Source organism: Butyrivibrio sp. INlla14 (genome assembly GCF_900102515.1).
In the GTDB taxonomy this organism is placed as follows: Bacteria; Bacillota; Clostridia; order Lachnospirales; family Lachnospiraceae; genus Butyrivibrio.
In genome coordinates this window covers 37046-59411 of sequence record NZ_FMVS01000015.1, presented here as the reverse complement: position 1 = coordinate 59411, position 22366 = coordinate 37046, and the positions used below count along the sequence as shown (strand labels likewise).

Annotated in this window: 17 protein-coding genes and 1 riboswitch; of the genes, 10 read left to right on the top strand and 7 right to left on the bottom strand. The window is 42.5% G+C overall.

What is annotated here, in order from left to right:
- The first annotated feature begins 22 nt into the window (after nucleotides 1-22).
- Entirely contained in the window at nucleotides 23-1360 is a 1338-nt protein-coding gene (locus BLO53_RS10990) for an MFS transporter (RefSeq protein WP_092061412.1), read from the top strand.
- A gap of 59 nt (nucleotides 1361-1419) precedes the next feature.
- Here the strand turns inward: BLO53_RS10990 and BLO53_RS10985 are convergent, their stop codons facing one another.
- Together BLO53_RS10985 and BLO53_RS10980 are read right to left on the bottom strand one after the other, a co-directional pair.
- Entirely contained in the window at nucleotides 1420-2217 is a 798-nt protein-coding gene (locus BLO53_RS10985; RefSeq protein WP_092061410.1) for a hypothetical protein, read from the bottom strand.
- Nucleotides 2204-2896, bottom strand: coding sequence for a hypothetical protein (locus tag BLO53_RS10980; protein ID WP_242875365.1), 693 nt, complete (start codon nucleotides 2894-2896; stop codon nucleotides 2204-2206). The genes BLO53_RS10985 and BLO53_RS10980 overlap by 14 nt, the downstream gene beginning before the upstream one ends.
- Before the next feature lie 291 nt (nucleotides 2897-3187).
- On the opposite strand from BLO53_RS10980, the gene sfsA reads away from it, so the two are divergent.
- The 7 genes from sfsA to amrS all read left to right on the top strand — a co-directional run bounded on the left by sfsA (nucleotide 3188) and on the right by amrS (nucleotide 9502).
- Nucleotides 3188-3850: a DNA/RNA nuclease SfsA gene (sfsA, locus tag BLO53_RS10975; protein WP_092061406.1), complete on the top strand. Its 663-nt coding sequence runs from the start codon at nucleotides 3188-3190 to the stop codon at nucleotides 3848-3850.
- Nucleotides 3851-4008: 158 nt separating this feature from the next.
- The gene (locus tag BLO53_RS10970; RefSeq protein ID WP_092061405.1) at nucleotides 4009-4431 is read left to right on the top strand and encodes an HIT family protein; all 423 of its coding nucleotides are present in this window, start codon (nucleotides 4009-4011) and stop codon (nucleotides 4429-4431) included.
- 130 nt (nucleotides 4432-4561) lie between these two features.
- Complete coding sequence (locus BLO53_RS10965) at nucleotides 4562-5449, top strand: nucleoside hydrolase (protein WP_092061403.1); 888 nt, start codon at nucleotides 4562-4564, stop codon at nucleotides 5447-5449.
- A complete protein-coding gene (locus tag BLO53_RS10960) occupies nucleotides 5433-6515 on the top strand; it encodes an acyltransferase family protein (protein ID WP_092061402.1) in 1083 nt (360 codons plus the stop codon). Before BLO53_RS10965 ends, BLO53_RS10960 begins: the two co-directional genes overlap by 17 nt.
- Before the next feature lie 118 nt (nucleotides 6516-6633).
- Nucleotides 6634-8106, top strand: coding sequence for a methyl-accepting chemotaxis protein (locus BLO53_RS10955; RefSeq protein ID WP_092061401.1), 1473 nt, complete (start codon nucleotides 6634-6636; stop codon nucleotides 8104-8106).
- Nucleotides 8107-8110: 4 nt separating this feature from the next.
- Nucleotides 8111-8605: an NUDIX hydrolase gene (locus tag BLO53_RS10950; protein ID WP_092061400.1), complete on the top strand. Its 495-nt coding sequence runs from the start codon at nucleotides 8111-8113 to the stop codon at nucleotides 8603-8605.
- Nucleotides 8606-8641: 36 nt separating this feature from the next.
- Nucleotides 8642-9502, top strand: a complete 861-nt coding sequence (gene amrS, locus BLO53_RS10945) for an AmmeMemoRadiSam system radical SAM enzyme (RefSeq protein WP_092061399.1) — start codon at nucleotides 8642-8644, stop codon at nucleotides 9500-9502.
- A gap of 18 nt (nucleotides 9503-9520) precedes the next feature.
- Here amrS and BLO53_RS10940 read toward each other — a convergent pair whose 3' ends face one another.
- From BLO53_RS10940 to BLO53_RS10920, 5 genes are all read right to left on the bottom strand, one after another.
- Entirely contained in the window at nucleotides 9521-11068 is a 1548-nt protein-coding gene (locus tag BLO53_RS10940) for a glycoside hydrolase family 5 protein (protein ID WP_092061397.1), read from the bottom strand.
- Nucleotides 11069-11101: 33 nt separating this feature from the next.
- The gene (locus BLO53_RS10935; RefSeq protein WP_092061395.1) at nucleotides 11102-12685 is read right to left on the bottom strand and encodes an alpha-amylase family glycosyl hydrolase; all 1584 of its coding nucleotides are present in this window, start codon (nucleotides 12683-12685) and stop codon (nucleotides 11102-11104) included.
- A 374-nt stretch (nucleotides 12686-13059) separates the two neighbouring features.
- Nucleotides 13060-14238: a phosphoribosylaminoimidazolecarboxamide formyltransferase gene (locus BLO53_RS10930; protein ID WP_092061393.1), complete on the bottom strand. Its 1179-nt coding sequence runs from the start codon at nucleotides 14236-14238 to the stop codon at nucleotides 13060-13062.
- A 12-nt stretch (nucleotides 14239-14250) separates the two neighbouring features.
- Nucleotides 14251-14958, bottom strand: a complete 708-nt coding sequence (locus tag BLO53_RS10925; RefSeq protein ID WP_092061391.1) for an IMP cyclohydrolase — start codon at nucleotides 14956-14958, stop codon at nucleotides 14251-14253.
- 179 nt (nucleotides 14959-15137) lie between these two features.
- Nucleotides 15138-15221, bottom strand: a riboswitch (ZMP/ZTP riboswitch).
- A gap of 358 nt (nucleotides 15222-15579) precedes the next feature.
- On the bottom strand, nucleotides 15580-16143 hold the full coding sequence (locus tag BLO53_RS10920) for a TIGR01440 family protein (protein ID WP_092061389.1): 564 nt from the start codon (nucleotides 16141-16143) through the stop codon (nucleotides 15580-15582).
- 474 nt (nucleotides 16144-16617) lie between these two features.
- On the opposite strand from BLO53_RS10920, the gene BLO53_RS10915 reads away from it, so the two are divergent.
- Together BLO53_RS10915 and BLO53_RS10910 are read left to right on the top strand one after the other, a co-directional pair.
- Entirely contained in the window at nucleotides 16618-18774 is a 2157-nt protein-coding gene (locus tag BLO53_RS10915) for a bifunctional diguanylate cyclase/phosphodiesterase (RefSeq protein WP_092061387.1), read from the top strand.
- A 4-nt stretch (nucleotides 18775-18778) separates the two neighbouring features.
- Nucleotides 18779-22345 (top strand): PD-(D/E)XK nuclease family protein, encoded by a 3567-nt coding sequence (locus tag BLO53_RS10910; RefSeq protein ID WP_092061385.1) that lies wholly within the window; start codon nucleotides 18779-18781, stop codon nucleotides 22343-22345.
- Nucleotides 22346-22366: the final 21 nt, after the last annotated feature.

The following is a 22366-nucleotide window of genomic DNA, read 5'->3' as shown; positions in this document are numbered from 1 at the left end:
TTATTCAAAATGGGGGAATCCAATGATGAAATCCAATACATCAAAACCCAGCACTCTAACCTTCTGGTCCATGGTTTGGCTTCTTGGCCTTGCGGGGCAGCTTTGCTGGAACATGGAAAATCAGTGGTTTAATACCTTTGTGTATGCCAAGATAGCCAAGGATCCGACCATAATATCCTGGATGCTGGCAATATCGGCGCTGGCAACCACAATTTCGACATTTCTGTTTGGCTGCGTCTCTGACAGAATGGGCAACAGGCGGAGTCTGGTGTCGATTGGATATATCCTCTGGGGCGTGTTTACGATTCTCTTTGGAACGACGCAGTTTTTAAAGCATGGGAACAGCGATGAGACAGCCCTTACCGGGATTGCGCTGGCAGTTGTTGCTGCGGATGCCATCATGAGCTTTTTTGGATCCATGGGTAACGACATTGGCTACAATGCCTGGATCAACGATCATATGACAAAAGACAACGCTGGGGGACTGGGAGCGTCGCTGGCTGTTCAGCCTGTTATTGGAACAATAGCAGGAACTGTGCTGGGCGGACTTCTTGTGGGGGCAGATGATAACTACATGAGGCTCTTTGCTGTAATGGGCGGCCTTGTTATCCTGCTTGGAATAGTGTCCCTATTTGGAATGCGGGATGTAGCAGGACTTAAGCCTTCTAAAAAGGGAACCTTTACTCAGCAGTTCTTTTCCATATTTGATGTAAAAGAGTACATGCAGCACAGAGAACTTGTGTGGGTTAATCTCATGCTGGCGGTTTACTTTGTTTCTTTTAACGTATATTTCTCACATCTGGGAAATTTCATGATCTATTATCTGGGATTTACTGCAGATACCATGGGACTTATAGAGGGAGTGGGGCTTTTGATAGCCATGTTCTCCACAATTCCAGCAATAAGGCTGATCAGGGCAGACAGGTCATCACTGATAATCCTAATTGCAATAATACTTAATAGCATAGGACTTCTGATCATCGGGCTTTTCGTATCACCTGAGAATGTGAACACTGCTACCATATGGAATCCTCATCTTCTTGCTGGAGTTCTTTTTGTGGGAATAGGCTACATTCTGTTTCTGCAGACCATCACGGTGTGGTCAAAGCGCCTGTATCCTGAGGATGCAAGAGGCAGCTTTGAGGGAATCAGGATTGTGTTCTATGTGCTGATCCCGATGGTAGTAGCGCCACTTATTTCAAACCCTATCATCAAGAACAGCGGCGAGTTTGTGGATGAATACGGCTTCACAGAATATCTTCCTACGAATACTCTTTTCCTTGCGGGAGTTATGATCGTGCTGATGACGCTTGTGCCGCTTATCTGGGCTGACAGAGAGCACCGGGCGACTCGTTCATAATTGACCAAATCGCTCGTGTCTGAATTCGCATGCTTAGCACTAATTCTCGAAAATGCCTATTACCACTTGCTTTTTAGGATATCTCTTTTTAGATAAAGGTTTCCATTGGCGTTTTTCTTTATTGGTTCAAGCTGGTTTTTTGAAGCTATGTAAGACAGATTTTGCCTGGAGCATTCCAGTATATTACAACTGTCTGTGGTGTCTAAGATATTGTATCTGGCAAAGGACGTGAAATCCTGGTATTTTAGCGGGATGGAGCGCCCTTTTTGGTATAATGCCCAAGCGGGAATATCGTAAGCGTCGTCGAAAGTGATATAGAAACCGTCAGTGCCTAGAGAACAGGATGCGAAGAGAACATCATTTTTGAGAATCTTATCCACACCAGCAATATCTTTTAACTTGTTTAGGGATACTTTTTTTGTGGAATCATCTGCAAAAAAGCACAGTATACTGTGGCCGTCCAATGGAAGGCAATCAACCAGATTATGCTTCATGCGTTCTTCAACATATATTGGTAATTCATCAATTTTCCTGATGCAGTAAGAATCCTGTGAGCAGCGACCATCAGATAATTCCAGGAACTTCATCTCATCATAGGATTTCAATTTGTGCGTTGAAAGAATACTGCCGATATTCTGGCGGCCACTCGGAATGATCCTTTCTCTTACCCAGGTTAGGCTCAGCTGTCTTGAAATGGAAAAGATATTTCTTTTGACAAGATTTGTGAATAGAAGTGGAGCGGACCATTCGTCCAGATATTCTGGGAGTTCAATAAGGAAGGCCTTCTCCTTGTCATAATACAGAAGAGTACCTACAGACATTCCATTTTCTTCATCATAAATATCATAAATTCTCATAAATCATGTACCTTTCGTATATCATTTCCCAGATTCTGTCTATGAAAACTTGAGAGAGAATAGTCTCTAATCCGTCAAATATTTCCTCTTTATGCTGAGCTTTAAGTTTACCAGCAAATAACTTGTTTTTTGGTAAAAGAGCTAAATTATCCATGCATGAGAAGCTGCCGATGAAGTTATTGCATTTTTTATCAGCTAAAATATCAAAAGAGGTAGCACTATCATCTGAGTCACACGAATATAACAAAGATATGCCATGGTCAAACAGGGGAGCAATACGCAAGGTATGAGCTCGGGAGTTTCTGAGTATTTCTATATTTGCTCCATGTCTGTCTCTATTAAGAATGAGGTAATCAATTACTATCATCTGATCGATATAAGTCTGCCAGCCCATGCGCTTACAAAAATCATAATGAGATTCTAAAGGAATGCAATTTTCCCTATAGTAGTCATCTAAGGCAATCTTGCTCTCACCGCGTTTTTTGAAATCCTGCGAAGCGCATAGATAGGTGGTATATTTTCTGTTTTCAATTTCTATCTCAGCATTAATAAGCTCATATCTCAAATGGTCAACGCCTAGAATTGTAAGAAGCCTGTCTACTATTATTTCATTAATGCATTCATGTCCAATAATACCTCTGGCTGGATCATAATTTGAGAGCTTATAGTATTTTTTCACTCCTCCAAGGGTAGATGTGGACTTTAAAAAAGTGCCGGCTGTTCCACTGGATGAGCGTATGTGTGACCAATTAAGATAGGTTAGGTCCTGTTTTTCTTTTATTATAGTTGCCATGTGATCACCCTAATTCCAACTTGATATAAATGATAAAATATTTGACGTTCGTCAAATAATCTACAGTAATTATATAATTTTATTTGACGCACGTCAAATAAAGTAACTTGTCAGTATTTTTCTGCCATGCTATTATGCAACTGATAGCTAAGTTGTCGCGCCTATAATACACTGAATATGAAATATAAGAATATTACTAAGGCAAAGTTCATAAAAAGGCCAAATAGGTTCATTGCTCACGTTGAAGTTTTGGGTGATGAACTTGTTGTCCATGTCAAGAACACAGGAAGGTGCAAGGAACTTCTGATCCCGGGCTGCACGGTGTATCTTGAAAAGGCTGCAAATCCAGAGAGGAAGACTCCCTATGACCTGGTGGCAGTTGAGAAGGACGGCCGGATAATCAACATTGATTCCCAGGCACCTAACCAGGTGGTAAAAGAGTTTCTTATGAGTCAGAAACAATACTCATACATTAAACCTGAGTATAAGTATGGCAAATCAAGAGTAGACTTTTATATGGAAAAAAAATCCGAGAAATACCTCATGGAAGTCAAGGGCTGCACTTTGTTCAGGGATGGCGTAGGCTATTTTCCTGATGCACCAACAGAGCGCGGAGCCAAGCACCTAAGAGAACTAATAGATGCCAAAAGAGAAGGGTACCATGCCAGGATTGCCTTTGTAATCCAGGGAGAGGGCATCAGAGAGGTCAGACCCAACACGGAGACAGATCCTGAGTTTACCAAGGCCTTTATTGAGGCCAGGGCAGCAGGAGTTGAAGTGGTATTCTATCTGTGCAGAGTGACAGCGGACGAGCTGGAAATCATAGAGGAATCCGGCTAAGCGAAAATAATCAGAAATATGGAAATGGTTGCACATCTGCTTTCAGATAGCACATAGGCCTAAAAAACATGTTACAATGAACAAAAGAACCCGGCTATTTTGCACGTGTCAGTACGATAATTCAAGTGAATCCAGCCAGGTTATATTTAGGAGGAATCATGGTAAAAGATAACAATTGCGGATATTGTGTTGGCGGAGAGCCACTTGCTAAGTTTGGTATTAAGATCTGTGATCTTGAGGTTAGCCAGCTTATTCTTTTTAAGGAGCAGAGCCATCCTGGCAGATGCATCGTAGCTTACAAGGATCACGTTAGTGAGATCGTGGATATTTCTGATGAAGAGAGAAATGCTTTTTTTGCAGATGTAAACAGAGCTGCCAAGGCTATTCACAAGGCCTTTAATCCTGACAAGGTCAACTATGGCGCATATGGCGATACAGGTTGCCATCTTCACATGCATCTTGTTCCCAAGTACAAGGACGAGTTTGAGTGGGGCGGAGTATTCGAGATGAATCCTCAGAAGAAATTCCTTACAGACGAGGAATACAGTGAGATGATCGACAAGATCAAGGCATGTCTGTAACTTAGTTCCTACGTAGTTTATTTTATGCTCAGCACTGGCTAAATAACTATAAATGGCTAATTCTGGATTGTCAGGATTAGCCATTTTGCTATAGGATAGTATTTGGAAACACTAGTTGGAGGGAAAAGAGATGGCATTTGAATTTGATGTACCGGATTACAAGAAAATAAGAGTTATTGTGGATACGGATGCAGCCTGCGAGGCAGATGACCCCTTTGCTATAGCCCATGCGCTCCTTAGCCCCAAGCTAATTGTAAAGGGCATAATTGCTGAACATTTCAAGGTTCCGGGCTCTATGGAAAAGAGCTATGACGAAATAATGACTATTCTTGATGCCATGGATTTAGAAGTTCCTGTTTATCATGGCCAGAAGGGCCCTCTTGGCCAGGATACGGAAGTGTCTGAGGCAGTTAGCTTTATCATTGACGAAGCAAAAAGAGAAGACGACAAGCCACTTTTTATCCTGTGTCAGGGAGCAATAACCAATGTGGCCAAGGCTCTGCAGGTTGAGCCTCAGATAAAGGACAAGATAACCGTCATCTGGATTGGAACCCATGGCGAGGCCCCATGCACAGCGCCTTTCACAGAATTTAACTCAGTAAATGATATAGAGGCAGCCAACTTCGTGCTCCAGAGCGGAGCCAATATATGGCTTGTACCCTCCCATGTCTACATCACAGTCAACATCGGACTTTCCGAGATCCAGCGTCGCATATCTCCCTGTGGCAGGATTGGGCAGCATCTCTTTAATAACATGGTAGATTATAACAATTCAGAGGGAGCTGGCTGGACTCAGGGCGAGAGCTGGTCTCTTGGAGATTCACCGGCTATCGCAATTGCCATAAATCCGGGCTGTGGCCATTATCATGAGGCTGTGGCGCCCCTTGTTCTTGATGACACCTCCTCCGCAGTCAAAGAAGACAACCCAAGGATCAGGATTTATACTGACGTTGATTCCAGATATATTCTTGAGGATTTTATTGCAAAGCTGGAAATAGCCTATGGAAACAACCGTTAACTCTGCCGCCAGGTCATCAGCATCTTACTTAAAAGAGCTGGATATTGCCAAGGCAATTGGCATCATCCTGGTGGTTTATGGACATTTTTATATTGAATTTACAAGCAAATCTGCGCCGGAATTTGCAGTGGCAAGAGTGATATATCTTTTCCACATGCCCCTATTCTTTGCTCTGACAGGCCTTACAAACGGAATATATGGTAAAAGAGCTGCTTCCCACTTTAAAAGCGACCTAAAAAAGCTCTTTATCCCCTATATCATCTGGAGTTTCATATATCTTCTTGCAATAATTCTTGTAAGAGGCGTGATTCCTGGGAAAATGGACAAACTGCCAGGCATACTTTCTGAGCGTTTTCTGGCCTTTATTACAGGAAGGGGAATAGCACCCATATGGTTTTTGCTGGCGCTTTTTTTAGGCCGCACTGTCTATGACCTTATCAGAAGAGCAATCTCTTTTGACAAAAGAAAAAGCAGAGTATTGGTACTACTAGCCTTTGGCGCAATTTCGCTAGTTTCTATTGTCATTTTTAAAAAGCTATCTGCAATGCTGCCAGGCGCTGAAAATACTGCCTACAGATATCTTTTGATAACTCTTTTCAGGATCCCTCTTACGGTCTTCTTCTTGATAGAGGGAGAGTGCATCGGCAGAAACTGGGCCTTTTTTAAAAACCTGAAAAATGCGGGAAGGCTTGCTATAGCTATCATGTGCGGAATTATTCTTGCAGCGTCGGAATTTTTTTTCCATGCGAAGTTTAATTTTCACACCTTGGATGTGCCTAATGCGCCGCTATTTCTTTTGACAGGAACCGTAGGAACACTGATGGTTCTGATGATCAGCCTTATCGTTGCTGAATTCGAGTGGGCGATAGTATTTGAGCCCATAGGCAGGCGCAGCTTTGACATAATGCTGCTGCATTATCCACCTATGCCCTTTATGACAGTGCTGATCCTTGCGGAAAAGAGCCTTCACCTGCCAAGACCATATATTATCAACACAGCAATTACCGTTTTGCTATGCATGTTAATTTCAAAATATTTCTTGAAATTATTTAGAAAGAGAAGTTGATTATCGCTTTTTAGTTATTTTATCAATTTTATACAATGTTTATTAGAATATCCTTAAAATATGATAAATAATTATATTGTACTTGATTTACTTTTTTTTATCATAATGGAGGGATACTATGAGTCTACAGGAGAAACAAATTTATGAGAGTAACCTTCTGGCCTTTAAATTTGCCTGTATAATTCAGGTCTTTGAGCTGATAGCAACAGTCGCCTATCAGTCCCAGAGAGTGGGATTTATGAATACAGTCTCAATGTCTGTTTTGCAGGTGCTGATCTTTATTGCTTCCATCGTGAGCTTTGTAATGTACAGTAAGCGTACAAGGGGCAAGTACCTGCTAATGGGGTGCCTTGCAGGGAGCTATCTGGTAGTAATGCTGGGATCTGTGCACATTACCTATATGTGGGCCTTTGGACCATCTCTTTTGATCCTGGTTCTTCTCTATGCAGATCCGGTTTTGACTTTGGCAACATCAGTTTTTGTGGTGGCTGTCAATATTCTGTATATTCCTCTCTTTTACGCATACTCAGTTGAAGTTGCAGACAGGCATATCGCGGTGCTGACAGATGCTATCTTTGCAGTTTTGCTCTCACTTATGGCAATCTTTTACGCCAGACTTAGCAAGAAGCAGAATAAAGAAGTAGTTGATGAAATTGAAGAACATGCGGTTCAGCAGGAGAAGGATGCAGAAGTCATAAAGAACATTGGCATTCAGATTGGTGAGAAGCTTGAAGAAGCCAACGATGCCATGGAATCCCTTTCTGAGAAAGTCATATCAAGCGCGGAGTCTTCACAGGAGATATCCAAGGCTATCACCCATACTGCAGAGGCTATCCAAACCCAGACTGAGATGAATTCCAATATCACCAAGTCACTTGAGGATATTGCCCACCAGTCCAGGGCTATGCGCCGAAACGCAGATGAAGTTACAGAGAACATAACGGAAGGTAACAATCTGGTAAAAGACCTTACGAAGAAGTCCCATGAATCCTCTGAAATCAATGCTGAGACAGCGGATATGACTTCTAACCTTCAGCAGTCAGCTGGCACGGTAAAAGAGATAGTGGATACAATCCTTAGTATTTCCGGCCAGACAAACCTTCTTGCCCTTAACGCTTCTATAGAAGCCGCAAGAGCTGGCGATGCCGGCAAAGGCTTTGCAGTTGTTGCCGATGAGATAAGAGCTCTTTCAGAACATACCAAGGAATCCGCAGAGCAGATAGCATCTACCATAGATGACCTTATAGGTAAGGTAAACACAGCATCTGCTAATATGCAAAAGAGTGTAGACTCTGCAAATGAGCAGGGCGAAATCATTGCAGAGACAGGAGAAAAATTTGAGGAAATCCTAAGCAAAGTATCTGACCTTACTTCCAGAGCAGGCAAGATTTCTGATAACGTTGAATCCTGCGTAGATGCCAACACTCAGGTAATGGATGCTATCAGCAATCTTTCAGCGACTTCTGAAGAGGTTGCAGCATCTGCCCAGTCCAGCATTGAGATCAGCAGAGACTGCGAAAATGACATGGAGATCACCAAGGATATACTTACAGACATTTTAAAGATCAGTAGAAGTTCGCGGAAGGAATGACATAATGAGAAGACAAGGCCTGACAACACTATGCTACCTGGAGCGTGACAATAATTATCTCATGCTCCACAGAGTCAGCAAAAAGAACGACATAAATAAAGACAAGTGGATTGGCGTTGGAGGCCATCTTGAGGACGAGGAATGCCCTGAGGAGTGCATAAAAAGAGAAATCTTTGAAGAGACAGGATATGATATTCCTCTTTCTGATCTTGAATTCAGGGCGCTTGTGACATTCGTGTCACGAAAAGGTGACTATGAGCTCATGTCTCTTTTTACAGCTACAGCACCAGATGGAGAACCAAAAGAGTGCGATGAGGGCAAGCTAGAGTGGGTGCCCAAGGATAAAATATATGACTTAAACCTCTGGGAAGGCGACAAGATCTTTTTACGTAAGCTCTCCGAGAGCCATAAGTTCTTTTCCCTGAAACTTGTATATGATACTGAGGATAATCTTATCGAGGCAATTCTTGATGGGGTAGATTTGCTGAAGAGGCGATGACAAGCGCTTATATTAAGACTATTTGGAGATGCAGCCATGGCAAGTTGCAGAGTGTGTTACAGAAGATGCGAAATAGCGGAAGGTAAATTTGGGTTCTGCGGCGTCAGACAAACCAAAGATGGCAAGGTAACCCCTATTAATTATGGGAAAATTACCAGCATGGCCATGGACCCCATAGAGAAAAAGCCTCTTTCCAGATTCATGCCAGGCAGCAGAATCCTTTCAATCGGAAGCTTTGGCTGCAATCTGCGCTGTCCATTCTGCCAGAACTATGAGATTTCCTGGTCAGAAGAGGCTTACGCCTTTGGAAAAAGAGCTGACGAATATACGCCGGAAGATATTGCTCAGATTGCTTTTAGCCATAAAAAAGAAGGAAATATCGGAGTTGCCTACACCTACAATGAGCCTCTCGTGTGCTATGAATTTGTCCGTGACTGCGCAAAACTGGTTCATGAAAAGGGCATGGTCAACGTGCTTGTTTCTAATGGAATGGCAAGTCTTGAAGTTTTAGATGAGATAATCCCCTATATCGATGCCATGAACATAGATCTAAAGGGATTTACAGATACCTACTACCGGGATATCCTTGGTGGCAACAGGTATATGGTGATGGATTTTATAAAAGAAGCTGTAAGGCACTGCCATGTTGAGCTTACAACTCTGATAGTTCCTGGAGAAAATGATACTCCCAAGGAGATGAGAGAGCTTAGCAGCTGGATTGCAGGGCTAACAGACAAAGACGGACAGACAATAGGGCAGAACATCCCCCTTCACATTTCAAGGTTCTTCCCCCGCTTTAAAATGATGGACAGAGATGCCACTTCAGTTCGCCTTATCTATGAACTGGTGGATGTTGCCAGGGAGAAGCTAAACTACGTTTACCCTGGGAATGTATAGATTATTATTTATTGGACTTTAGTAGAACTTCACAATGGGTACCAGAGTCTTTTTCTTTATAGCCTCCTGGTACTCTTTTTTCTTGGTCTTTCTAGTGGAACTATTTATGCCGATCCTGACACTTACAGCTCCCTCAGGAATATCTATCATGCTATCTGTAAAACCGTCCCAACTGTTCTTATTTCCAACAAGTCCTTTGTTTTTGTCAAAGAAATAAACATAGTGGAAGGCATGCGTATTCATGTCACCATAGCACAATAGCTGCAGGGACATTGTGCTTGCGCCCTCCGGAATAGACACAAGACCTGTACCATCTCGGCTACATACCAGCGTGCCCCAGTTGGGGTCTTCCTTGAGTGCGCCGCTACTTTGATCGACAGTCATAAAAAGAAAATCCTTCCACTCAGAGAAAGTTTCTCCTTCGCTTGAAGTAAAGGCAGCAGGATGCATTATGGCATCTATCATTGCCTGGCTGCAGGTCAGTTTCTTTCTGTCTATGATGGCAAAATCGCTGCCATTATCCCAATAAATGCAATTAAGTCCGTGGGCCTTGGCTCTTGCTACATAATTTCCTGCGTGAACACTTCTAAGGGAAGAAGGTTTGTAGCCTGTTTTGGTGCCCCATTCGCCTATTATCACAGGAGCGCCAATTCTTTTTGAAAAACTCTCAAGTCTTGCAAAGACAGGCTCAACTCCCTGGTCAAAAAACTGAGGATAGAAGTGCACTGTGGCCATAAGCCTGTCAGGTACTGTGTCCTTGGGAAGCACAAAGGCATCAAGAAATTTTTCTCCATTTCCATCAAGGAGTGTCGGAAGAACAAGGATTCTCTCACTGTTATAGCCTCCTGTACTTCTTACTACATTTACAAAGAGCTGATTGAGCTCATTTATCTGAGATGCAGCCTTTTTACCAAATTGCCAGTATTTCTCGTAGTTGTCAGGCTCATTAAAGGCTTCAAACATGACTCTTGTGTCAGTATCTGCAAAGTACATTGAAATGTCGCTCCATATAGAAGTGACATCAGCTTTTATTTTGTCAAACTCAGAGGCACTGACCCCTGCGTGGAAAATCTTCCCATCATGGTGAGAATCTAAAATGACATACATGTCATTGGATAAACAGTAGCCCACTACCTCTTTTACCCTCTTAAGCCAGTCCGGGTGAACGCGAAGATTTCCGTTTGCATCAGTATAGGTGTGATAGTACCAGGACACAGGAACCCTTATGGTGTCAAAGCCAAGGCTCTTTACATAGCCGATCTGCTCTTTGGTGATCTTGGGCTGCCCCCAGATCGTCTCCTGACCAAGGTTCGCATCCCCTGTGGGTTCCTGATAGTGAGAGTCCAGGGAATTTCCAAGATTCCAGCCAACATTCATAGATTTAGCAAAAGAGCTGGCGGTCAGCTGAGTTTCTGTCTTTTTGCCTGAAGCGGCAGATACCTTTGATGCAATAAAAAGAGAGTAGCCATGTTCAGAAACAGCCTCAAAAAATTGAGGCATCGAGAAAAACAGAATTATGGATAATAGAAAACCTATGATAACTCTAAATTTCTTTATTCTGAACATATGGCTACTCCCCAACTCGCGTATTGACCAATTTTATTTAAGTTCAAACACTGCAAATGCCTGTGGATTAATTGTAAGGGAATTTCCACTAATCTGGCAACCACCTATGGAGTATACTTCATTAAACGCGCAGTGACTGCCGGAAGAATCTTTTTCTTTTACAAAGGCTTTATCTGAGAGAGTTGCGTTTGCCTTATTTCCTGACGGATTTATGGCAATGAGCAGGTTTCCGCGCCTGTACACAAAGGGAAACTGCTCTTTTTCTGCGTAGATGACTTCAAAGGAACCATCGGCCTGAAGATCAGCATATTTGTGGCGCAGGGCAGTAAGAGCCTTAACTGTATTGTAAAGAGAAGAAGAATCCTGAGCCTGGTTTTCTACGGTTGGTGCATCCTCTGACTCATCAACAGGAAGGTAGAGCATATCGCTTGAAGCTTCTGAAAAGCCCTTGTTCTTGCCATTTGTCCACTGCATTGGAGTTCTTGTTCCTGTTCTTGTGTAGCCGCCTTCCTTGGTTGGAAGCTCGAAATAGCGCATACCGATCTCGTCGCCATAGTAGATAAATGGTACACCTGGAAGTGTCAGGAAAAGCGCCCATGCAAGTTTAAGTTCATCTAATTCCAAAGTTCTGCGGGCTCTTGGGGTGTCATGGTTGCAGGTGATAAAGCTAATGTAGCCATCTTCCCTGGTTGCATCATACTTTGGAAGATAATCCAAAAGAAAACGCATAATATCGCCATTTCCATCTTTTTTAAGGAAAGAGTGATCTCCACCTGGAGTTTCGTAATCGCGAAGAAGAGTATTATAGCCATTTCCCTGGTGATCAAGGTAAAAGTCAGCATGGAAGCCGCTTTTAAGGGCCTGCTGAGGATTGCACCACTCAGAAACAATTGCTGCCTCTGGATATTCCTTATCTAGCATCTCTCTGATATTCTTCCAGATCTTGCCAGTAGCTGACTTGTTCTCATCGTCATCTTTTACCAGAGAATCCGCCATATCTACGCGGAAACCATCGCATCCGTGATCTAGCCAGAAACGCATAACATCCTTCATAGCTTCTCTTGTGGCTATACATGCCGGATCATCTGGAGAAAGCTGCCAGTCCTGAGTCTTGTTGAGGAAACCATAGTTAAGAGCAGGCTGGCACTTAAAGAAATTGAGCATGTAGGTGCCATCTCTGTCTGCTTCCCCTCCGACATAAGGGTGGCCGTTTATTCCATAAAACCAGCAGTTTGTCCACACATATCTGTCAGAATACTCATTGCGTTCAGCTTTTTTACTTTCTAAAAACCATGGATGCTCCTCTGATGTATGGCCTGGAACAAGATCAAGAAGAACATGAATCCCCTTTTTGTGCGCCTCTCCAAAAAGTCTGTAGAGATCTTCATTGGTGCCATATCTAGGTGCAACCTTCTTATAATCCCTTACATCATAGCCTCCGTCCTTAAAAGGAGAGTCATAGATAGGATTGATCCAAAGGGCATTACAGCCCAGCTCCTTAACATAATCAAGCTTTTCAATGATACCGTTTATGTCACCGATACCATCGTTATTTGTATCCTTAAATGACTGTGGGTAAATTTCATAGAATACTGCATCTTTTAACCATGCTGGCATAATATCATCCTCCGTATAAATTTGAGAAACCTCGGAACATATCCTGCAGACTTCTTATGGGCATATTCCGCTTTTGCCCACAAGAAGTCACTTATTGCTACATACCTAAGCCTATATAAATAATTGTAAGCCTTATAATTTCTGATAACAATAATGCAAGTAATGTAAGTAATACAAGCATATCTGTATGATGGATAGTAGCGGTGCAAAAAATAAGTTCCGGAAACGTTTCCATTATAGCATATTAGCTTGTCTTTGGGCAGAGATATTTTTAGTTCTCGGACCGAGGATGATGATTTTCAGAACGAAAAAAAGCAGCAAATGCCGATTTCTCTGAGCAAGGTCGAAATGAGGCATTTGCTGCTGTTTGAGTTTTAGTGGTGGAATAATCTAAGTCCGGTAAAGGCCATTACCATGTCATGGCTGTTTGCTGCTTCGATAACATTGTCGTCACGAACTGATCCGCCAGGCTGAGCAACATACTTAACACCGCTCTTGTAAGCGCGCTCGATGTTGTCTCCGAATGGGAAGAAAGCATCTGAGCCAAGGGCAACATCAGTGTTCTTGTCAAGCCATGCTCTCTTTTCGGCCTCTGTAAATACTGCAGGCTTCTCCTTGAAGATGTGTTCCCACTTACCATCAGCAAGAACATCCATGTAATCAGCACCGATGTAAAGGTCTATAGCGTTGTCTCTGTCTGGTCTCTTGATACTATCAAGGAATGGAAGGTTCAGAACCTGTGGAGCCTGACGAAGGAACCAGTTGTCAGCCTTTGAACCAGCAAGTCTTGTGCAGTGGATACGGCTCTGCTGGCCAGCTCCGATACCGATTGCCTGTCCGCCCTTAACGTAGCAAACAGAGTTTGACTGTGTGTACTTGAGAGTGATAAGAGCTATCTTAAGGTCGATGATTGCTGACTCTGGAAGGTCCTTGTTGTCAGTAACAATGTTCTCAAACATTTCATCACCAATCTCAATGAAGTTATGGCCCTGTTCAAATGTGATTCCAAATACCTGTTTCTTTTCAATAGCATCTGGAACATAGTTTTCATCAATCTTGATTACAGCGTAGTTGCCGTTCTTTTTAGCCTTGAGGATTTCAAGAGCTTCATCGGTGTAGCCTGGAGCTATGATTCCGTCTGAGACTTCTCTTTTTACAAGTCTTGCTGTATCAGCATCGCAGACATCAGAAAGGGAGATGAAATCACCAAAAGATGACATTCTGTCTGCGCCGCGGGCCCTTGCATATGCATTTGCAAGTGGGCTAAGTTCACCAAGATCCTCAACCCAGTAGATCTTTTTCTCAATCTCTGTAAGAGGAAGACCTACAGCAGCGCCTGCTGGTGATACGTGTTTAAAAGAGGTAGCGGCTGGAAGTCCGGTTGCCTTCTTGAGCTCTGACACAAGCTGCCAGCCATTTAATGCGTCAAGAAGATTGATATATCCAGGTCTTCCGTTGAGAACCTCGATAGGAAGATCTGCGCCGTTTTCCATGTATACTCTTGATGGCTTCTGATTAGGGTTACATCCATATTTTAACTGAATCTCATTCATTGTTTTTACTCCTTATGCGTTCTTGTTGATGATCCTGCTCTCGTATTTGCCTGTTGTAATCTCGATATATCTTGTGAAAAGAGATACCTTATTATCAGCATTTAAGGCATTCCATACAGTGTTTGTGAAGCTGTCAAGGTCACCCTCGATATTTACAAGTGTAGGTTCTCCTTCATAGCTTGGAAGTGGGTTTCCATCCTTCATGTATGTGTGGATGAAATATCCTTCTCCAGCCTTTGGATTTTCGTAAGTGTATGTGAATCGCTGGCAGGATGATGGATCACCGTGATTGCTCTTTAAGATTGACATGGCAAAGTCATATTTGCCATCCTGAACGTTCATGATTCCTGAAATTCTAGGAGTGTAGTTAGGAGCATCTGGTTCAAACTCTCTTGTTCTAAGTGACTGTTCAAAGGTCTGTCCCTCTGACATAAGATCATAGATTGTGTCTGTCTGATCGCCGTTTGTAACGATAGTTGAGTTTCCAAGAACTCTTACTGGAGCGTAGATGATAAGGCTTGGATCCTCCATCTTGGATGGATCAAAAGCTTGTGTGCGGATTCCTTCGCCATCCTCTACAAATACTCTGTTGCGGGAATTCTCGCTTCTTCCCATGATGAAATATGCACATGCTGCATATTTGCCATCTGGGGTAGTGCCAATTACAATTCCTCTTCCTGGGTAAGTGGTGCTGCTAATTTCTGCTGCTAAATTCTGCATATGTCTCCTTTTTCTTTAAGATCTGCGTGTTAAGCAGACACAAACTCGAAAACATTTCATGTTTTCTCGTTCGTGTTGCTCATCATATAGATACAATTGTTTATTCATGCAAGCATGAAAACAATTGTATCTGCATGACTCTGCTTCACACGCAAAAACCGCCTGAGCATACCTCTAAAAGCGGTTGCCCAGGCGGTCGACATTCAATATTATTATCCGTACTCCCATGTGGTTATCCACTTCCGCCAGTTGTACAGACACTTAAAACATACAATATGTTTCATAAAAAATCAACCACTAAATGATGCAAGTACAAGAATGCAATAAACGTGACTTATTGCAAGATTCTATCTATATGATAATGCTGTCAGACTCCCGTGTTTATATGAAAATGGCCTTAATGTAATTTTCGTATAGTAAGCATAGGCATGCATTAGGCTACTTCTTTATATGCAAATCTAATAATTTTAGTATTTCATTTAATGCTCGGAAGACAGGCTTTTAAAACTTGTTATATGCAAAAGCTTGAAAATAGCATTTGCATGTAATTGCTTCAAGACTGAGTTATAAAGAAACCTTACACGAAAATGCCTAAACAGGCTTTTTCATGCACTATCTTCCTCACATCAGCTTCTCGTCATAGATAGCTCTCTGGCCGCCTACGTACTTAGGGCGGTGACGGGCGCAGATGATAGGAGCGGCGCCAATCTTGCGAAGAGAGATTCTAAGGGGCACCACAACACTGTGCATATGCATACCAATCATAGTTCCGCCGATATCAATTCCTGCATCAGCCTTCTGTCTGATGTCCTCTACAAGCACAGGATCATCAAATCTCTCATAGCATACAGTTGCAAAGGCGCCACCTGCGTGGTTTGGCTGAGGAATAGCATTTACCTGCTCAAATCCATATTTTTCCATGCATGCGCGTTCTACTACAAGAGCGCGGTTTAAGTGTTCGCAGCACTGAGCTGCCACAAAGATGCCCTTGTCCTTCATAACAGGAATTATTCCGTCATAAACAGCATTTGCAGAATCAAGATTTGTTGCTGTTCCAATCTGATCCCCTAATATTTCGCTGGATGAACATCCAACTACAAAAATAGAGCCCTTTTTAAGACCGGCAGCTTCTAATATTTCAGTTACGGCCTGCTTGCTCTGGGCAGTTATTTCAGAAAAGTCCATTATTTCTCCTCCCAGGATATATATTTGGCAAAAGATATGCCAAAACCCGTGTTTATTTCAATATTTACGTTAGCATATTCCAAAGATATGTCAACACAGGTGAAGTATCTGAAAATCCGCCGCAATCGACTCAAATCATTTGTTAAATTACGATAAACAATTCTCTACTCGACGTATAAAAGTTCACTTCATGCTATAATGTATATGATATAGGGTCGAAGGTCATAATGCGTACATGCTTGCATGTAAAGCAGTATGACTTTACGACCCGAACAAATATGAGGAAAAAGCAATTTACGAAGTAAATTAGCGGTTTCCGAGGCCAGTAGTACTTAACGAGGCACGAGTTTAGTACTACTCCCACAGAGTGATATTTGTAGAATTGCGAGAATAACGAAGTTATGGAGCAATTCGTATATCATATACATATGTGAATATAGGGTCAAAGGTCATAACGAAGTTATAGGTAAACTAATGGAAGAGCTAAATCAGGTTTCTAACAGATTAAATGATGGATTTGATGAGCTCACAGGGCTCCTAAACCTCAAGGGAATCCTGCGCCTTCTTACTGAGCACAAAAATATAAGCGGCAAAACCTACTCCGTTATCATCTATTTAAACGTCATGAACTTCAAAGCCTTTAACCAGCAATACGGCTTTGCTGGAGGAAATGAATTTCTAAAGGGTATCGCCCAGGAAATCCAGAAGGTTTTTGATAATGATCTGATCGCAAGAGCTGGCGGTGACCAGTTTATCATCCTCGCCCATTCCATGGAGGAAGAATCCTTACTAAAAAAGATAAAGCTAATACAGGAAGCTTCTCACATTCATGAGAAGGGCCTTAAGATGCGCATAAAAGCAGGCATATATCTTTCAACAGGAGACGAGTCTGACCCGGTTGTTATGGTAGACAGGGCCAAGATAGCCTGTGATGACATTATCAGGTTATACGACAAAGACATTAATTTTTATGATGACAACCTGAAAAAGAGAAATGAACTAAGACAATATGTAATAGATAACTTCGAAAACGCTTTTAAACAGAAGTATTTCAAGGTTTATTACCAAAAGGAAGTCCGCGCCCTCACAGGAAAGGTATGTGGATACGAGGCTCTGGCAAGATGGATAGATCCGAAGTATGGAATGATATCTCCTGCAATATTTGTGGAAGTATTGGAAGAAGTTCATCTTGTCCACAAGCTTGATATGTACATCATAGAGGAGGTATGCCGTGACCTGAAAAAAGATATAGAGTATGACATGGCTGTAGTGCCTGTATCTGTCAATCTTTCAAGACTTGATTTTGAGATATGTGACATAAAATCAGAGATAGACAAATGCAGGGAAAAGTATGATATTCCAAATTACCTTCTAAACATAGAAATCACTGAGAGCGCCATCGCTTCTGGAGAAGATTTCCTGGGACAGCAGATAAAGAAATTCAGAGATGACGGCTACCAGGTCTGGATGGATGACTTTGGTGCAGGCTATAGCTCTTTAAACAACCTTAAGGTATACGATTTTGATGTCCTTAAGATAGATATGAACTTCTTAAGGTCCTTTGAAAACAACAAGAAGTCAAAGGTTATCCTGGCAACAATAGTCAACATGGCCAAGGAACTTGGGATGCACACTCTGGCAGAAGGCGTAGAAACTCAGGAACAGTATGACTTTCTTAAGAAAATAGGCTGCGAAAAGATGCAGGGCTACCTCTTTGGCAAGCCTACCCCTTTGGAAGATTTTGTTAAGCCCGATGATTTTACTTTTGAAAAATGTGAAGATATCAGATACAAAAAGTACTATCACGAAATTGGCGAGTTGAATTTGCTGGGAAGTGCACCTCTAAAAGCCAAGGATATGGAAGTGCGTAATGATGTGCCGATTGCCTTAATGGAGCTTAACGGCGAAGAGATGAAGTTTATATATGCAAATGAGGCCTATATAGAGTTCCTTCATTCTGTTTCTATAAATGGATTTGAAGAAGCCAATAAAAGAACTACAGGCGTCGAACTTGCTGAGACAAGAACAATGCGCAAAGCTTTTGCGAAAGCGGAAAGTAATCCAAATCACATCAGCGATGTAGACGTCATAATCAATGGCAACGTAGTGATAGCAAAAGTTAAATTTATTGTAAGAGAAGGAGATAAGGCAGCCTTTGTTGTAGTGCCGCGAAATCTTTCTGTTTCAGAAAATGAACAGCGACTTGCTGACAACATTCACGTGGCCATGGCCCATGTTCTGGAACAGTATTTTAGAGTTGATCTTTATGACGAGGATGGAACTGTAGATAACATTTTTTTAAATGGAGCCCAGCTTCCTGTTGCTGACGTTGAGCGGAATGCTATCAAAGCTGTCAGTATGTACGCGGATCTGTATCTATATCCGGAAGAACGCCAGAAATTCAAGGACTTCTATGATATGACAACGGTGAGAGACCGGGTAGATAAGTGTAAACGGGATTATCTTGTAGAATACTTCCATTCGGCAATTCCGGGAGATGAGGGAAGAATGCAGATGTACATGATACTTCCTTTCTATTATAATGACAGATGGAAGTATATCTCCTGCTGCAGATATGCTGACGAGATTAACGACGAGTTCAAGCAGCAAATTTTGCAAAAGAAAGACTAGAGAAATGTTAAGGTTTTGTTTTGGGGCATCTGGTGCAGGCAAGAGCACCACAGTATTTGGGGAGATCATAGATAGAAGCTTTCAGGAAAAAGACAGAGATTTTATCATCATAGTTCCTGACCAGTTTACAATGCAGACGCAGAAGGATGTAGTCAGAATGCACCCTTCTCACGCCATCATGAACATCGATGTACTGAGCTTTGGCAGACTTTCTCACAGAATATTTGAGGAAGTAGGCCTTAGCTCTTTTTCTGTGCTTGATGATGTGGGAAAGAGCCTTATCCTCCGCAGAGTATCAGATATTCTTGGGGACAAACTCCCGGTCATCGGCCCTAACATGCACAAACCGGGCTACATAGATGAAGTTAAGTCCACAATTTCAGAGTTTATGCAGTATGGAATCACAGACAAAGAACTTTCTGTCCTTGAGGAAAAAAGCTCTACAAGAGGCGCACTTAACAGCAAAATAAAGGACCTGCGCCTTCTCTACAGAGAATTCCACAATTATATCTCCGGAAAATATATAACTACAGAGGAAACCCTTGATATACTCTGCAACTCAATCCCAAAGTCAGAGCTTTTAAAGGGCAGCGTCATCGTCTTTGACGGCTTTACAGGCTTTACCCCAATTCAGTATAGAGTTATTGAAAAGCTTCTTCTGCAGGCAAAAGAGATAATTGTCACAGTTACAATTGATCCAAAGGAGAAACCTTACGATTCAGCCTTTGAAGAGCAGGAACTCTTTATGCTGAGCAAAAAGACAGTAATGGACCTTGAAAGATTGGAGTACAAGATCCAGCAGGAGGAAATGAAGAACGTTGGAAGCCTGCCTGATTTTAACACCTGGAGAACTTTAAGGGACAGGTCTTTGGATATCATAATAAAAGATCAGCATGTAAAAAGACTTGAAGGCAACCCGTCATTATCTTTTCTTGAGGAGAATATATTTAGATATAATGCCAAAAAATATGACAAAGAGCCGGAAGGCCTTGAAATATACGAAGCCCAGACACCTGAGACGGAAGTGCGCCAGACCATGATCAAAATCTCTGACGCCATCAGAAGCGGCAAATATGCCTATAGAGATATCGCCATTGTATGCGGCTCCCTTGAGGAATATAGCGAACTCCTGGCCAAGTCTTCTGACAGATTCGGGATACCTGTGTATATAGATCAGAACACAGCTCTTATGCTGAATCCATTTATAGAATACATCACAAGTGCCCTGGGAATCGTGATCTCAGGCTACAAATATGAGGACGTTTTCCACTATATGAGAAGTGGTATGACCTCATTTACAAGGCAGGACACTGACCTTTTGGACAATTACGTAAGAGCACTTGGCATAAAGGGACAGAAACAGTGGGACGACAGATTCTCAAGGCGCATGCCCGCCCGCTTTAAAAAGAAAGTAAAAGAGGGAAGCCCTGAGGCAGAACGCGATGTGGCCATAATGGCAAAACTTGAAGATATGAGAAGCCACATCAGCACCCAGCTTCAGCCACTTACCAAGGTTAGGAAGGCAACAGCAAAAGAGATTTCGGAAGCTCTTTTAACTGTTATCTCTGAGAATGCCTGCAGCGAAAAACTCCTTGCCTATAGAGATATGTTCCTTGAAAAGGGAGATACCAGAAAGGCCAAGGAATTTGAACAGGTTTACGACAAGGTTGTAAGGCTCATAGAGCAGATAGGCGACCTTATTGGCTCAGATGAGATTACACTTTCCGAGTATAGAGACATCTTAAACGTTGGTTTTGGTGACATTGAGGTGGGCACAATCCCTCAGGATGTTGACAGGATCATAGTTGGAGACATGGAGAGAACAAGGCTTAAAGAGATAAAGCTTTTGTTCTTCCTGGGAGTTGTGGATGGCGCAATTCCCTCAAATGTAGGAGGCGGCGGAATAATCTCTGACATAGACAGGCAGTTTCTGGTGGACCTTGGAACAGGCGTTGAACTTGCCCCAACTCCAAGGCAGCAGATGTACATCCAGAGGCTCTACCTTTATATGAACATGACCAAGCCCACAGATAAGCTCTTTTTGTCATACTCTGAGCTTGGAAGCGACGGAAAATCCCACAGGCCAGCCTACTTGATTCCTAAGGTGTCCTATATGTTTCCGGAGCTGAAAATCCAAAGGCCGGAGGAGGGCTCTTTTGAAAAACAGAACGTGGCAGCTGGGGACAGTCTTATAAACGCCTCAGACATGCTAAGACAGTACGCTTTGGGAGTTCTTCCTGATGAGGAAAAGAAAAATCTTTACGCTCTAATGCATGTTTTAAGAGATGTAGATGCCACTAAGAACGCCTACATTGAAAAGCTTATGGAGGCAGCCTTTAGGCACTACGAGAATAAGCCATTATCCAAAGCCCTCGCTCTTACGCTTTATGGTGCAAATCTTGAGAACAGTGTCAGCAGACTTGAGCTTTTTGCCTCCTGCTGTTATGCACATTTTATCAAGTATGGCCTAAGGCTGGAGGAGAGGCAGGAGTACGACTTTGACGTTTCAGACCTTGGCAATGTATTCCATGAAGTTTTGGAGAAATATACCGCTAAGATCATGGAGAAGGACCTTGACTGGAGAAGTATTAATAGCCAGGAATCAGAGGAAATCCTAGATAAAGCGCTTGCAGAATGTGTGGAAAACTATGGAGATACCATTCTTTTTAGCAATATACGCAATCAGTTCATGATAGAAAGAATCCGCAGAATACTTCTTAGGACTGTTAGCGTTCTCAAGTACCAGATCAGCAAGGGCAGATTTAATCCGGCCTTCGTGGAAATGGACTTTAGAGAAGCCGGAAGTCTCGATGAGATCAATATTACTCTTTCTGAGGATGAGGAGAATCACATAAGAGAGCAGATGAATCTCCACGGCAGGATCGACAGGATAGATCTTTGCAGGGATGAGGACCATGTTTACGTCAAGGTAATAGATTTTAAGTCAGGCAAAAAGAAATTCAATGTGGCAGCTCTTTTCCATGGCCTTCAGCTTCAGCTTGTTATGTATATGGACGTTGCTGTGGCAGCCCAGAAAAAGTTATCTGGTGGAAAAGAGGTCATTCCGGCAGCAGTTCTTTATTACCATGTAGATGACCCTATGGTTGATGGAAAAGAGGGCATGGGCCCTGAGGAAATCAACGAGGCCATCAAGAACGAACTTAAGATGACAGGACTTGTTTCTGACAGCGATGATGTTATCCAGAGGCTTGATGAGGGACTTTCCTCAAAGTCTGACATAATTCCTGTTGCTTACACCAAGAGCGGGGGACTTACCGCTAATTCCTCCACTATATCAAGTGGAGATTACCAGCTGGTTTCAAGGTACGTAAATACCAAGATAAAAGAGTTTGGGCGCCGGATCTTAAATGGAGATATCGCAGTAAACCCATACGAATCTGGGGATAGAAACTCTTGTACTTTCTGCGAGTACAAGGGAATATGCGGCTATGACGAGAGGCTTTCAGGGTACAAGACAAGGAAGCTTGATTTGTCTGAGAAGGCTGGAGTCAGGGCTCTTGAGAATATCAGAGAGCTTTTTGAGGAAAAAACAAGTGACAGTGCAGAATGAAATAATTAAGGCGGATTTACC